This is a genomic window from Pseudomonas sp. StFLB209 (assembly GCF_000829415.1).
Lineage (GTDB): Bacteria > Pseudomonadota > Gammaproteobacteria > Pseudomonadales > Pseudomonadaceae > Aquipseudomonas.
In genome coordinates this window covers 3,877,165-3,892,014 of record NZ_AP014637.1, presented here as the reverse complement: position 1 = coordinate 3,892,014, position 14,850 = coordinate 3,877,165, and the positions used below count along the sequence as shown (strand labels likewise).

10 protein-coding genes are annotated in these 14,850 nt (G+C 57.1%); 1 reads left to right on the top strand and 9 read right to left on the bottom strand.

Annotated features, from left to right (window positions below; all coding sequences use genetic code 11):
* Window positions 1-142: 142 nt before the first annotated feature.
* The 8 genes from PSCI_RS17425 to PSCI_RS17390 form a co-directional block, all read right to left on the bottom strand.
* Window positions 143-3,715 (bottom strand): glycosyltransferase, encoded by a 3,573-nt coding sequence (locus PSCI_RS17425; protein WP_045489379.1) that lies wholly within the window; start codon window positions 3,713-3,715, stop codon window positions 143-145.
* Between the two features lie 90 nt (window positions 3,716-3,805).
* Complete coding sequence (locus PSCI_RS17420) at window positions 3,806-5,395, bottom strand: flagellar hook-associated protein 3 (protein ID WP_045489378.1); 1,590 nt, start codon at window positions 5,393-5,395, stop codon at window positions 3,806-3,808.
* A 13-nt stretch (window positions 5,396-5,408) separates the two neighbouring features.
* Entirely contained in the window at window positions 5,409-7,481 is a 2,073-nt protein-coding gene (flgK, locus tag PSCI_RS17415; RefSeq protein WP_045489375.1) for a flagellar hook-associated protein FlgK, read from the bottom strand.
* A gap of 11 nt (window positions 7,482-7,492) precedes the next feature.
* Window positions 7,493-8,764: a flagellar assembly peptidoglycan hydrolase FlgJ gene (flgJ, locus tag PSCI_RS17410; protein WP_045489372.1), complete on the bottom strand. Its 1,272-nt coding sequence runs from the start codon at window positions 8,762-8,764 to the stop codon at window positions 7,493-7,495.
* An 11-nt stretch (window positions 8,765-8,775) separates the two neighbouring features.
* Window positions 8,776-9,885, bottom strand: coding sequence for a flagellar basal body P-ring protein FlgI (locus PSCI_RS17405; protein WP_045489368.1), 1,110 nt, complete (start codon window positions 9,883-9,885; stop codon window positions 8,776-8,778).
* Between the two features lie 13 nt (window positions 9,886-9,898).
* A complete protein-coding gene (gene flgH, locus PSCI_RS17400; protein WP_045489365.1) occupies window positions 9,899-10,612 on the bottom strand; it encodes a flagellar basal body L-ring protein FlgH in 714 nt (237 codons plus the stop codon).
* A 71-nt stretch (window positions 10,613-10,683) separates the two neighbouring features.
* Window positions 10,684-11,472, bottom strand: coding sequence for a flagellar basal-body rod protein FlgG (flgG, locus tag PSCI_RS17395; RefSeq protein WP_045489363.1), 789 nt, complete (start codon window positions 11,470-11,472; stop codon window positions 10,684-10,686).
* 46 nt (window positions 11,473-11,518) lie between these two features.
* Window positions 11,519-12,259 carry a flagellar basal body rod protein FlgF gene (locus PSCI_RS17390; RefSeq protein WP_045489360.1) on the bottom strand — a complete coding sequence of 247 codons (741 nt, stop codon included), beginning with the start codon at window positions 12,257-12,259 and terminating at the stop codon, window positions 11,519-11,521.
* 288 nt (window positions 12,260-12,547) lie between these two features.
* Here PSCI_RS17390 and PSCI_RS17385 point away from each other — a divergent pair, with 288 nt between their 5' ends.
* Complete coding sequence (locus tag PSCI_RS17385) at window positions 12,548-12,751, top strand: hypothetical protein (protein WP_045494505.1); 204 nt, start codon at window positions 12,548-12,550, stop codon at window positions 12,749-12,751.
* Between the two features lie 3 nt (window positions 12,752-12,754).
* Here PSCI_RS17385 and PSCI_RS17380 read toward each other — a convergent pair whose 3' ends face one another.
* Window positions 12,755-14,548, bottom strand: a complete 1,794-nt coding sequence (locus PSCI_RS17380; RefSeq protein ID WP_045489358.1) for a flagellar hook protein FlgE — start codon at window positions 14,546-14,548, stop codon at window positions 12,755-12,757.
* Window positions 14,549-14,850: the final 302 nt, after the last annotated feature.

The following is a 14,850-nucleotide window of genomic DNA, read 5'->3' as shown; positions in this document are numbered from 1 at the left end:
CATGCCTTCCTGCGTGCAACGAAGAAGGATTCATGACGATAAGCGAAGGGCTTGCAGGAACTGCGCCAATTACAGCAAGGGACGTTCTGACAGAAAGCGATCAGGCAGCACTGGGCACTGCCTGACCGTCAGCGGTGCGGGATCAGTCTGGTAACCAGCCCCACTCCCAATGGCGCAGGTTATCGCCTGATAACATAAAGTTCTGAAACACCGCCTCGCGTAACTGATCGCCCATGCGATAACTGGCTTCAGGATCAGCCAAGTGCATACGGATTGCCTCAATCCATTCCTCGGTGCTGTTGCTCTTGACTCGGGTGCACGGCAGAAAACCTTTGTAGGCCTCCGTGTCGGTACAGACTACCGGGTAACCACAAGCACCATACTCCAGTAACCGCAAGTTGCTCTTGCAGTCATTGAAAATATGAAATTCCAGTGGCGCCAGAGCAAGGTCAAGATTCAGACTTGCGAGTTTGGCAGGGTAGCGCTGAAGATCGACAGGTGGATAAAACTCGCGCACATACGGTTTAAGCTCCTCGGTGCACATACCAAAAAACACCCAGTCAACTTCGTCCGCCAATTGTCGTACCACATCGACAATGACCTCAAGATCCCCGGTATGGCTGGTCCCGCCCCCCCAGCCCACACGCGGACGCGCCGAAGTCTTGCGATGGCTTTTAAGCCCCTGCCACAAATGTGGGGCAAGCATATTTGGCACTACCCGAATATCATCGTGCATGGCTGACAATGCATCCTTGAGTCCCTGAGTTGTCACCACCACCCGATCGCAGGCCTGGATCGACTCGCGCAACCACTGCTCGGTATCAGCCGGTTTGTTTCTGGCATGGGCATTCTTGACAGGCGCCTTGATCACATAATCATCCAGCTCGAATATCCGCAAGGCACGAGAATATTTCTTCAAAGAGGCGATATAGGCGGGAGCATTACCGCCATAGCGGCACTGCAGGACGATCACATCCGGCGCAATCCGCTCAATCTCAGCAAACGATGGGAAATCGAACACTGTACGCCCTACCACCCGCCCAGCAGCCTGCAACTCGGTCAACGGCTGGATAACACGATAGTGTCCCGTCGCCATTTGATTGACCGGCATGATCAACACGGTTGGCAACGATTGCGAGCAAAAAGGACTCCAGCCGGTGTTCAAACCAGGATTGAGAGCAAAGCTGGAAAGACCCTGACTCAGACTCGGGTTATAGGCAGGGTCTCTGGCAATGACATCGATCCAGCGGCAATGAAGATGATCACGTTCCAACTCGCGCTCTTGAATCTGCGCTAATGAACGCTCAGCAGGCAAACGATGCTGGACGATACTCGAATAAGGCGTGCCGACCACCAGATATCCTTGTTTGCCAATGCGCAAGCAAAGGTCAACATCATGCAGACACGAAGCGAAGGCGTCGGCATCAAAGCCATTGACACTATCGAACACCTCTTTTCGCACCATCAGGCAATCGGCACTGATAGCGCTCCAGTTCTGGGTTGCCTGCAAACGCTGCATGTAGCCACGCGCCTTGCTAGACTCCCCCAAGAAAGGCGAGGCGGCTGCGCCACCCAATCCAACGATCAGACCCGCATGTATGATTGCACCCTGCGGATTGAGAATCCTGCCCCCCGTCACCCCGACCTCAGGACGCCGCGCATGGTTTAGTAATTCACTGAGCCATTGCGACTGGGTAAATACCGTGTCGGTACCCAGAAACAGCAGATATTCACCACGACTCTCGTCGGCCGCCAGATTATTGAGCGCAGCTTTACCGACAACGTCCGTGCGCACAACGCGCAACAGATTTGTGTCCAGTTGCCCCATGGCCGCCAGCCAGTCGCCCATCTCCTGATCGTCAGCGTTATCGTCTATCAAGAGAATTTCATAACGACTATAAGCCGTCTGCTCAATTAGCGTCTCGATGCAACGCTGCAAGACCGCCAGCCGACGACCTACAGAAATGACGATACTCACCAGCGGCTGATGTTCACTCAGATAATCGACGCGGCTGATTAACGACAACTCACCCGCCCGAATACGGTGCTCAACGCCAATACGCTCCAGATGCGACCGAAGCAATTGTCGACTTTGTTGCTCCATCCAGGGTGCAGATAACCATTGCGCGAACGTATAAGTACTGGCGAGCTGAATCTCGGCAATATGTCCAATGGTCTGCGGACCATGGACCTCCACCAGCTTCCATAACAGATCCTGAGGTGCGAGCTCTGCATGAAACGGGTCGAAGCCGTCATAATCAAGTATGGCCTGACGAGAAAACGCCAGAGCTCGTCCCACATAGGGGTAACTGCGCATCAGATCGGTATTGAAGTCGGGCTTGAACACCGGCTCACGAGAAACGCCCTCGCTCCATGCGCTTTCATCGCTGTAAATGCATAGCATGCCTGGGCGATGGGCAATACGCTCAGCCAAGACCAGTAGTGCAGATTCAACAAGCTGATCGCCCGGGCGCAGCAGATAAACCCACTCGACCTGATGCATGGAAGTAATGATTTCGTTGAGTTGCGTCACCCAGTCTTCGCGCGCCATATGATGCTGGACCGAAAGATCCATCGGCGGACACTTGGGAGCTATTAACGAAACGTTCGCCACGTCATACATCTGCGACTCAAGAGATCCCAGCGTCAGACCCAGACCAACAGAATCACCTTCAAGATCAATAACGACGACTGCAATACGCGGTTTCTGCGGCCATTGAGAAATTGCGCGGGGGAGCTGCGCCAATTCAGCATCAGTAAACCGCCGGGCGGCAAGCCAGTCGGCATAGAACTCATCATAGCTTTCACTCTCACTACCGACACGCAACCCCAGTGAAGTTATGAGATTACTCATCGCACGCAAAAGCGCCAGCTCTTCCCACTTATGCGGCTGGCCAGCCACTACGCGAGCAAGATCCACTGCACGCACCCAGCCTGGGGCAGGCGCATCGTCACCACCGCGCCCCTCCATCATCTGTAATAGCCACTGCAATTCACGCCCTGCGGCTTCGATCATGGATGACTGTTTGCTCAAGCGTCCTGAATGAATCCGCTCAGCACTCAACACAGAGCGCAACATGGCCATTTCGCCACGTCGTAGCAAACAAATGAAGAGTGCAAAGTCCAGCAATGCGCAAAACTCGACACCCTCTTGGGTCAGCGCCTCAAGAATCGCTTGCACATCTGCTGTACGCATCAAAGCAGATGAAAAATTACCCAGGATATTGGTCGGCGAGCTGTGCAACAGCGCCAGCATGTCGCCGCCTTTGAAAATCGTATCGAAGTTATGGATCTGGGAGTTGATAAGCCGCGATGGGAGGGCGTAGTCATTGGCATCAATCAGCACGCGCTGACATAACACAAGATTAACGTCAAGATGTTCACACAACACCTGCGCCTGCAGCCTGATACAGTCCGCGAACATCCGGTCGTCATCGCACAGTACCTTGATGAATTCGCCTTCGGCCTGAGCGACTGCATGTACCAGATTACGAGGGAATCCCAGGCGCTGCTGATTACGCAGATAACGCAGACGCACCCCTTCAGGCACGGTCAACGACTCGACAATTTTGCAGATTTCTTGCGTCGGACAATCGTCGCTGATCACGATTTCCAACGGAGAGTAAGATTGATCAAGGGCGCTTTGCAGAGCCGCGCCGAAGTACAGCGGGTCAAAGGCGGGGATGACGATACTGACGAGCGGTGTCGAATTCACGGTAAGGACTCACAAGCGGCGGGAAGCGTAACCAGTACGCCTCCACTTCGGCCGCTGAAAAAAGACGGCGAATGCCTGAAAAAGTACGACTTACAGCTTGCTGAACAGATTCAAACTGGAAAGCTGTAAAAACACCTGCTGAGAGGCAGCCAGGATGTTTTTCTGCAAAGTCAGCTGAGTGGCTGCCTCCATTTCGTCAGCCTTGGTGAATGACTGCGACTCGACCGTATTATTACCTTTGAGCAAATCATTGGTGACGCCTTGATCAGTCGCCGCGTTCTGCCTTGCTCCAATCGCGGAGCGCGCAGTAGAAGACTGCTCAAGCGCCATATTGATATTGCCCATGGCTGAGTTCAGAGAGGCGTTGAGCTTCTGTAGCCCGACAGCACTGCCATCAGTCGGAGTCGTTAACGCCTTGATTACGTCAGTCAACGTATTGAGTACATTCTTGGTCTGATGCGTACTGCTCTCGACCACAAACTGATCACCATCGTTAGGCGTGCCACTGATGGTAAAGCTGACACCCGCCGCACTGATAGTCGGCCCCGATCCAGTACCCACCGCCACCGGAGGATTATTGTTACTCAAGGGTGCCGCGTAAAGTTCATAACCACCGGGGACGAACTTCAACACTGCGCCACCCGTTGGGAAAGTTGTGTTGAACAATTCTTTCTCTGCAGCTGTAGTACCCACCGCAGCCGTCGTGATGACCGCTGCCGACGTATTACCAGCACTGCGTACCGGGCTGATACTAGGCGGTGTTGAGCTCAGTTCATAAGTGCGCCCCAGCAACACACCTTCAGCAGTAGCGGCATCGACCGACTCGGCAGCAGACAGGTTGATGTTGAGATTCAGATCCACGCCACGGAAAGTGATCAACTGATTTTCCGAATTGGCAAAACTGAATGCGCCAGCAGTCGAAGCATCGCCGGTCACATCATTGCCTGCAGCATCGGTGATCGCATATTGCGGACCACTCACGATACTCAGTGTGTAAGGCTGGCCGGCGATGAAGCTGGAATTATAGGTGGTGGTCGACGACACGATACCGCTGGACATATTGAACTTGTCATCGTTAGGAGTCGCACCAGTCGCCGTAAGCGAAGTACGAGTGGTATTGACCGCCTTGTCAAACGCTTCCCAACCCGTCGTGTTGCTCGGCAGAATCAGTCCATCACCCACCGCCAACCCCACGGAGGTCTGGTTACCGTGATAGCTATAGGTGCCGTCGGAGTTCATTGAGTAAGGCGGCTGCGCCGCATCGGACCCGGAGAACAGATAACGACCATTGGCATCCTGGCTATTCATCAAGCCAAGCAGTTGACTCTGCAGCTGTTTGATCTGTTCAGCCGTAGAGATCCTGTCAGCATCGGTATAGGCACCGTTACCGCCTTTGATAACCAACTCACTGATTGTCTGAAGCGCAGTACCGATACTTTCCAGCGCAGTTTCAGTGTTGGCTGCGTTGTAGTTGATCGTCGTGATATTAGACGCATACTGGTCCAGCATCGAATTCTGTTGAGCCAGCTGTAAAACACGTGCCGCCCCCACCGGATCATCGCTGGCGCTATTGAGCTTTACACCCGTTGTGGTCTGCTCGCCCGCCTGGATGAACTTGGCATAGTTACGCTGGTAGTTGGCGCTGGACGCGTCGTAGATCTGATTGGTGGAAATGCGCATGGGCTACGACTCCTTAAAGGGCGTTGATCAGAGTACTGAACATGGTCTGAGCCGCCTTGATGATCTGCGACGACGCGGTGTAGTACTGCTGATACTTGATCAGGTTGGCGGCCTCTTCATCCAGTGATACGCCGGATACCGAGTCGCGTGCGGTCTTCGCCTGGGCCAGCACCGCATCGGTCGCAGTCACGTCAAGCTTGCCTTGGCCTGCCTGAGTGCCGACAGTTGAAACCAGGCTACCGTAGGCGCTGGACAGACTTACCCCTACACTGCCACCCGACACACCGACCGTACGTTCAGTCTGCAAACCAACCAGCGCTGTAACATTACGGTTATCAGAAGAACCTGCCGCAGTCAGGTCGACACTAAAGGTGTCATTGGCATTGGGCGTTCCGGACAAAACCATTTCAAACTCGAACGACTTCGAATTCGATGCGCTATCGATATACCCCACGTTGAACTTCAGGGTATTGCTCTGGCCCTGGACGATCGTACCGGTAATGGCATTGCCACTGGCATCATTGACTGCAACACCTTTCGCATCGACCAGCGAATAGCTCTGTACCCCATTGGTCGCTGTTCCCATGACCAGACGCATGGGGGTCGCATCTTTCAAGGCAGTGTGCAGATCATTGAGCCCGGTCGCGTTGTAGATATCGGGTTTGGTATTAAGCATCGGCTGGGTAAAACCACCTGTGCCGCTGTTGCTCACTCCTGCTGCGGCAGTCAGAGGCGCCGCGGCGGCGAAGTCCTGCGGATCACTCATGACAACCGAAATACCTGTGGCCCCATTGCGGGTCGGGGTCACCTTGAAGGTGTCACCGGCCGCCAGGCCATTGCCGCTAAGCGACAGCGAGAAACCATCGAAGCTGGGGGCAGGATTGGCATACAGGTCGCCGGTACCAACGGTTTCGCCATTGGGCAGACGCCGCACGGTGTACAGGGTGGTAGGCGGTGTAGTGGTCAGATCCGAAGAGTCGACCTTGACCTCATAATCAGCGGCCGTCAGCTTACTCGTGTCGGTAATGGTTACATTCAGGTTGCCGGAACCCGAACTGTTGCGGATCGCGCCGATACTGCGCTGAGTGATCGCGTCAGCCGAGTTGATATTGCTGAACAGGTTGGTCCCGAACTCACCCTTTTGGTTAATACCCTGGGAAAGTTGCGTGTTGACCTGATCGGAAAGTACCAGCCCGAGACGACCCAACTCGTTGGCCGCCGGAGCCAGAACATCGGAGCGATAACGAAGCAACCCGCCAATTGTGCCGCCGGTGACAACATCGGTGACATCGGTCGGCGTATTACCGTAATAGACCTGCAGATTGAATTGGCTCGGGTCACTCGGCCCCGGACCGGCCTCCATCCGATAAGAGGTTCCAGCCACGACCAGTGACTGACCAGTACCGGTGTAAACATCGAAGCCGGTATTGTTTTCGACAACCTTGACGCCAATCAGCTCATTGAGCTTGCGAACCGCTTCGTTACGAGAGTCGAGCAAGCTGTTGGGCGACGTATTACCGGCCGAGGCCTGGGTGATCTGCTTGTTCAGGCTGGCGATCGTACTCGTCAGCTCGTTGACGTTACCCGCCAGGCTCTTGAGCTGGCTGTTGATATTGTCGTTTTGCGAGACCATCTGCGCCGAGATGGAGTTAAAACGTGACGCCAAAGACGAAGCCTGGGCCAGAAAAGCTGCACGCTGCGAAGACTGCGTCGCATTGGCGGCGATGCCCTGCAAATTGGTAAAGAACGACGCCAACTGGGTCGCAATACCGGTATTGCTGTCCGACAGCAGGGTATCGATCTTGTTTGCCTGGGTCGAAAAGGCAGTGGCTTCTGCACTCAATGCTGTGCCGTTCTGCAACTGGGTTTCCAGGTAACCGTTATAGATGCGCCGCACATCAGACACCGTAGTGCCCGTGCCGAGGTAACCAACGCCCACGCCAAGGTTGATCTGCGCCGTTGAGGTCGTCTGGACCTGCTGCCGCGAGTAGCCCGCAGTGTCGACGTTAGCGGTGTTGTTGCCGATAGTGGCAATCGCAGCGCTACTGGCGTTGAGCCCTGAAAGTCCAATATTGATCAGCGACATGGTTCAAGCCTTTATAAAGTCGTGGAAGCGTCGGTTACCGCAGCGTAATTCTGGTAACTCTTCATCTGCTTGGCGATCTGCGAAATCTTGCTGGCGTAGTCCGGGTCGGTGGCGTAGCCAGCTTTCTGCAATTCTTTTACAAACTGTTCCGGGTTATCGGCCGAATTGACCACTTCTTTATAGCGGCTGTTGTTCTGCAACAGGCTCACCAGGTCGTGGAAACTGTCAGCGTAGGAGTCGTAGGCACGGAAGTTGGCCGTCTCCTTGACCATCTTGCCGTCACGGAACTCGCTAGTGATCGCCCGCGCCTCGGCGCCTTTCCAGCCGCCGCCCATGGCCTTGATACCGAACAGGTTGTGACTGCTGCTGCCATCGCTCTGGCGCATGATCGATTTGCCCCAACCGGTTTCCAGCGCCGCCTGGGCCACCAGCATGACCGGGTCAACACCGATACGCGCTGCTGCCTCCTTGGCCAGCGGCAACATGGTCGCAACAAACTGGTCGGAATTGCCAAACGCGCGCTTGGCCGGCGCCAGTGGGGTCTGCACTCTCTTCGCGGAGATGTCCGGGGTATTGGCCAATTCGGGATTGCGCGTCCAGTCGCCGTTGGCACGGGCAATCAGCTCTTTATTCGACCCAGTGCCGGGCACGTTGATGCGGTGATTGGGCTGATCCTGAACCGTGGTCGTGGCCGACGGTACGATACCGGCCAGCAAGCGGTCGGTGAGCTTGCCCGGCAGCGCCAGGCGCCGCGAGTTGAGCATGGCCATGTCGTTACGCGCCTGACCGGACGCATTGGTCGCGGCATCAGTGCCGGCTGCCGAGTGAGAACGATTGGCCCACAACGGTTGCTGATAGATGGAGGTTGCCAGGGCCGGTTTGTTAGCGGCCTTTTCAGCGGCCGCACTGCCCTCGGCAGACTCCGTCGGCGCGGCCGGCGCATGCTGCACACCCTTGTCCTTGGACAACTGGCGCATTAGCACATCCTGCAAACCAATACCGTTACCACGGGTCGACAGAGTCACTGCCAATTGCTGGTCATACATGTCCTGATACTGGCGGGTAGCGGCAGTATTCATCGGATTGTCCTTGGCCAGCACTTCATTGGCCGAGCGCATGGCTTTGAGCATCTGACTGACGAACAGCGACTCGAACTCGCGGGCCACCTTGCGCAGGTTTTCCGGGCTGTCCTTATCGCTGCCTTTGAGCGAAGCCAGACGATTGACGTCGGTATAGGCACCGGAGTCGACGACGGAGGATCCTGGAGCCTTGGGCATATCCATCATGCGCGTCCTCAGATCACGATCAGGTCGGCCTGCAGCGCGCCGGCCTGTTTCAAAGCTTCGAGAATCGCCATCAAGTCACCTGGCGCGGCACCGACCTGGTTAACGGCGCGGACGATTTCATCCAGCGTGGTGCCAGGGCCGAACTTGAACATCGGTTTCATTTCCTGCTGGGCATTGACCCGCGAGCGCGGCACTACAGCGGTCTGGCCGCCGGATAACGCCCCTGGCTGGCTGACAATCGGGTCTTCAGTGATGGTCACGGTCAAGCTGCCATGGGTCACAGCCGCCGGCGAAACCTTGACGTTCTGACCAATCACGATAGTGCCGGTGCGCGAGTTGATGACCACCTTGGCCGAAGCCTGACCCGGATCGATCTCGATATTTTCCAGAATCGCCAGATAATCGACGCGCTGCCCCGGATCGAGCGGCGCCGTCACCCGCACGGAACCGCCATCCAGCGCCTGAGCCACGCCTGGGCCAAGCATGTCGTTGATCTTGTCGACAATACGCTTGGCCGTGGTGAAGTCGGAGCGGTTAAGGTTCAGAGTCAGACTATTGCCCTGATTGAAACCGCTTGGCACCGCACGCTCGACGGTTGCGCCGCCAGGGATCCGACCGGCCGACGGAACATTGACGGTGATCCGCGAGCCATCCGCGCCGCCCGCGTCAAAGCCGCCCACCACCAGATTGCCTTGGGCGATGGCATAGACGTTGCCGTCGATACCTTTCATCGGCGTCATCAACAGGCTGCCGCCGCGCAGGCTTTTGGAGTTACCGATCGACGACACGGTAATGTCCACCGCCTGGCCAGGTTTGGCGAACGGCGGCAGGTCGGCATACACCGCAACCGCCGCCACGTTCTTGAGCTGCACCGTACCGGACCCAGCCGGCACCTTGATGCCGAACTGCGCCAGCATGTTGTTGAAGGTCTGCAAGGTGAACGGCGTCTGGGTGGTCTGGTCACCCGTACCGTTGAGCCCCACCACCAGGCCATAACCGATCAACTGGTTGGTCCGCACCCCGGAAATACTGGCAATGTCTTTCAGACGTTCGGCCTGGGCCGCGAAAGGCGCGGTGATCAGCAGCGCAGCAACGATCAGTTTCTTCAAGGCAATCATGGCTATCCCGCGATCAGAAAGGGAACAACGGGCTGAGGAAGAAGCGGTCGAACCAGCCTGGCTGGCTGGTATCGGCAAACGCTCCGGTCCCTGAATAGGTGATGCGCGCATCGGCGACACGGGTCGACGACACGGTGTTATCAGTGGCGATGTCATCGGCGCGGATCAGGCCGGCGATACGCACCAACTCGTTGCCGGTGTTGAGGGTCATCCATTTTTCGCCACGCACCGCCAGAATCCCGTTGGGCATCACATCGGCCACCGTAACAGTGACCGAACCGGTCAGGCTGTTGCTCTGCGCAGCCTGACCGGAACCGGTGGTCGCCCGCTTGCCCTCATAGCCGGCACTGAGGCTCAGGTCATTGCTGCCGATCGGATTATTGGTGGTCAGACCCGAACCGAACAGCGAGGTCAGGCCGACGCTGGTATTGCTGTCCTTGCTCAACCCCGAACTGGCTGCCTTGCTTGCCGCCATCCGCTCCGACAGCGTGATGGTGATGATGTCACCAACCCGGAATGCCTTGCGGTCACCGTACAGATTCTGCTCAAACCCTGCCTGATAGATCGCGCCATTGTTGGCAGCCGCCGACATCGGTGTGCGCGGCAACACCGGAGCGTAATAAGGGTCATCGGGCTTGGCGTTTGGCGCTACACAACCGCTCAATAGCACAGCGGCGCACAGCGGCGCGATCAGCACGGGAAAACGCAGAGCAGATAAGCGCTTCATGACTCTTGAAACCTCGCGATGTAGCAGGCGCCGCGACGGCGCCTTGGCAGATTGAGCAGGTGCATCAGGTCTTACAGGTTTTGTACCAGGTTCTGCATCATCTGATCAGCGGTAGAAATCACCTTGGAGTTCATCTCGTAGGCGCGCTGGGTAGTGATCATGTCGACCAGTTCTTCAACGGTGCTGACGTTGGAGTTTTCCAGGGTATTTTGCAGCACCGGGCCCAGACCGTTGAGACCCGGCTGGCCAACGTTCGGCGCACCGCTGGAAGCGGTTTCCAGATACAGGTTGCCGCCAATGGCCTGCAGGCCGGCCGGGTTGATGAACTCGGCAGTCTGAATGTTACCGATCACCTGTGGGGTCGCTGTCGCCCCCGGCAGCGTGATCGATACAGTGCCGTCCTGAGCCACGGTAAACGTCTGGGCACCCTGCGGAACCACCACTGCCGGCTCCAGGGCAAAACCGTTGGAAGTCACGATCTGACCGTTGGCATCCAGGTGGAAGGTACCGTCACGGGTGTAGCCGATAGTGCCGTCGGGCTGCATGATCTGGAAGAAACCGCGGCCGTTGATGGCCATGTCCAGCGGGTTCTCGGTGGTCTGCAGGCTGCCGGCCACGAAGCTCTTCTGAGTGCCGACGATACGCACACCGGTACCGACCTGCAGGCCGGACGGCAGCTCACTGTCCTGAGTGGACTGAGCACCTGGCTGACGCTTGATCTGGTAAAGAAGGTCCTGAAACTCGGCCCGATCACGCTTGAAACCGGTGGTCGAAACGTTGGCCAGGTTGTTGGAAATGGTCGTCAGGTTGGTGTCCTGGGCAGCCAGGCCGGTTTTGGCGACGTACAGAGCAGGAAGCATGGGTTTTCTCCTCAGGCGCCGGGTTACCGGCGCGAGCTGTCAATGGTTAGCCAATCTGCAAGACGCGAGCCATTGCCTGGTCGTCTTCTTCAGCGGTTTTCATCATTTTTACGTGTAATTCGAATTGCCGGGACAACGCCAGGATCGAGGTCATTTCCTCGACCGCATTAACGTTGCTGGCCTGCAGGAACCCCGACTCGACACGCACGTTGGCGTCCATCTCGGCAGGCCGCCCGTCTTTGGTGTGAATCAAGCCGTCAGGGCCTTTTTCCAGGTTGGCCAGGGCTGGATTGACCAGCTTGATGCGGTCAATCTGCGCCATGACCTGCGGGCTTTCTCCCAACGAGCGAATGCTGATGGTGCCGTCGGAACCGATATCGATCTGCTGCTGCGGTGGCACTGCAATCGGGCCACCGTTACCCATCACTGGCAGGCCATTGGCGGCGCGCAACACACCCAGCGCGTCAATGTTCATGCCGGCGCTACGGGTATAGGCTTCGCCACCGTCAGCGGTTTGCACGGCAATCCAGCCGTCACCCTTGACGGCGATATCCAGGTCACCGCCGGTTTCAATCAGGGCGCCACCGGAAAAGTCAGTACCCGGCCGTTCGCTCATGGCATAGGCGCGCGACGGCATGACTTCGCCAAACACCGGCATCGAGCGGGCCTGTTCGAAGTCACGCTGAAAACCGGTGGTCGAAACGTTCGCCAGGTTGTTGGCACGCACCTTCTGCGCCAGAGCATTTTCCGACGCACCGCTCATTGCCACGTAAAGCAACTTGTCCACAGTCTTCCTCCTCCGACAGACGCTTGCCGTCTGTAGCTGTACTGATGCAGGCGAAGCAATTTTTGCACCAACTTGTCATTAGCGATACAAAAGCGCTGATCCCCAGCACTGACGGGCACTTCGCTTGCGGGCTGGCAGGCACTCATTTGCCAAAGCGGCGAAGGACTGCCGCTGGCGGCCAACAACCCGGCACTGACCGCCAAAAAACTGCGCCGCGCAGCTTTGCCAATCGCAGCAAGGTGTTTTATCGTGACAAGACCCCACCCAGAGCATGAAGTGGTGATCACCATGCGAATTAAACCCGGGCTGCGCCTGTTGACCACCAGCCTGCTGGGCTTGACCCTGCTGAGCGCCATCGCCCCAAGCCAGGCCGCACCAGCGCGCTACTACAAATGGCAAGGTGCCGACCGCGTGATCTGCGCCCAGACCAGCCCCGGCTGGGGCTGGACACGCCTGAACGGTTTTTATGTGAAATCAGACTGCTCGATCTGACGCTCAGGTCGACTGGATCAAAGTCTGCAACACCGTGGTCTGCGTTGAGATTGCCTTGGAATTGGCCTGAAACGCCGTCTGCGCCTGAACCAGCTCTATCAGCTGCGCCGACAGCTCAACATTCGAAGCCTCCAGAGACTGAGCGACAATACCTCCGGCTCCCGCACCTCCCGGCACACCAAACATCGCCGCACCCGAAGCCTGGGCTGCACTCCAGCGCGTATCACTGACCGGCAACAAGCCTTGTTCATTGGCGAACCGCGCCAGCATGACCTGACCAATCGCCCGATGCAGCCCGTTGGTGTAAGCCGCACTTAATACACCATCACGCCCGATCCCGATTCCGGCCAGCATCCCCGGCGCGTGACCGTCGGGGCGACTGGCAAGCAATGCGGTGTCAGCGTTGTGCTGGGTCAGGCGATCCACCTGAATCCGCACGCCGTCAGGATGCGCTGCTGCGCCGTTGGCGACCCAGCCACGCCCGGACGCATCACTGAGCCGCGCCGGCAACCAATGCTTGAGCACCAGGGCACCCCGATCCAGATCGAGACCAGCAGCCCCTGTGACACTGGCCAGCGTGCCGTTGGCATTGAACAACAGACTGGCGGTCACTGGCTCAGCACTTTGCGGATCAGCCGGGTTACGACCATTGACCAGAACGTGCATCTTCCAGCTATTGGTGCCGTCCTTGACGAAATACTGCTGCAACTCATGTGGATTACCCAATGAGTCGTGGAGGGTGCTGGAAAAAGTCTTGTTGAACGACCCCAGATCCGCTGGCCGGAACACTGGCACCGGACGCTCCACCAACGGATCGACTTCACTCAGCGCGTGATCAGCCCCATCCATCAAAGGCAGGGCCAATGGGCCTGCCGCCCCCGCGGCACTGGCCAGCCACTGCCCATTAACTTGCCGAGCCGGCTGCCAGCCACTCAAGGAAAACTCTGCATCGGACACCTTCTTGATGTGCTCACTACCACCAGTAAGCACCACCGAGCCATCAGGCCGCTTTTGCAGCGACCACTGCAAGGGTTTGTCAGAGCCGGCGTCCAGTGGATTGCGCCCATCCACGGTGACATACAACGTCCAGCGATCCGCATCAGTCTTGACCAGATACTGCCTGAACTCATGATCCTCTGGCGCCACCGCTGGGACGCCCGGCCGGGTAACCACTCCGCTGGCATCGACCATTTCGACCACTTCAGCAATACCTGCGTCGCGTACGGTTCGGGTCATGACCCGGGTGTAACTGCCCGGCTCGGCCGGATTGAACTCGCGCAATGCGGCCAGCGATGGCATGGCTGAACTCAGATTCACCGCCTGCTCAAGCTCACGGGTTGCCCGTGCCTGCATCACCGAAGTATCGATTTTCAAATCAGTGCGCATGCCGACCAGCACCCGCCCATCGTCATCCACCCCGTACCCCTGCAGACGATTACCGGCACTGTCGACAATAAAGTCCTCAGCATCCTTATGAAAAGCGCCCGCACGGGTATAACCCAACGCACCCCGCTCACTGACCACAAAGAAACCGCTGCCTTGAATACGCATATCCAATGGCGCGCCATCGCTGCTCATCGCATCACCGGCGTTGAAGTTCTGCGCGACATTGGCCAGGCGCACACCATCACCAATGTTATGCACACTGCTGCCCAACTGAGATGAGGAATAAAGCGCTGAAAATTCCGCACGCGAAGATTTGAAGCCTACCGTGCCCACGTTGGCAATATTGTTACCCGCCACTTCCAGCCGCTTGTGAGCCGCACGCAGGCCACTCATGGCCACATTAAATGTCATGAAAACTCCCGGACGCCAGATGGCGCTCTGCTCAATGAGTGATAAAACAGCCAGCTGGACTGCATGCACAATGGCGAGACCAGACTGTAGTTTCGAGTCTTGCATTGATCAGAATCGGAAGTTTCCGGGTATCGAGTGGGAAAGTTCTGGATTAATTAAAATATTGAAGCCGTCCATAAAAGCCAGACGGGCTCATTGAACAACCCTCAGAGAAGCGCATACTCCTCAACAACAGCCTTACAGAAAAACAGCTGCACTTAAACGCAAAAAACCCTGCCGAAGCAGGGTTTTTTGAACAGGCC

Coding starts and splice junctions, on each gene's coding strand:
- PSCI_RS17420 (WP_045489378.1), bottom strand. CDS start 5,395: ATGCGCATTTCCACCAATCAGATCTACGACGCGTCCAGCGCCAACTAC.
- flgK (WP_045489375.1), bottom strand. CDS start 7,481: ATGTCGCTGATCAATATTGGACTTTCAGGGCTCAACGCCAGTAGCGCT.
- flgJ (WP_045489372.1), bottom strand. CDS start 8,764: ATGGATATGCCCAAGGCTCCAGGATCCTCCGTCGTCGACTCCGGTGCC.
- PSCI_RS17405 (WP_045489368.1), bottom strand. CDS start 9,885: ATGATTGCCTTGAAGAAACTGATCGTTGCTGCGCTGCTGATCACCGCG.
- flgH (WP_045489365.1), bottom strand. CDS start 10,612: ATGAAGCGCTTATCTGCTCTGCGTTTTCCCGTGCTGATCGCGCCGCTG.
- flgG (WP_045489363.1), bottom strand. CDS start 11,472: ATGCTTCCTGCTCTGTACGTCGCCAAAACCGGCCTGGCTGCCCAGGAC.
- PSCI_RS17385 (WP_045494505.1), top strand. CDS start 12,548: ATGCGAATTAAACCCGGGCTGCGCCTGTTGACCACCAGCCTGCTGGGC.
- PSCI_RS17380 (WP_045489358.1), bottom strand. CDS start 14,548: ATGACATTTAATGTGGCCATGAGTGGCCTGCGTGCGGCTCACAAGCGG.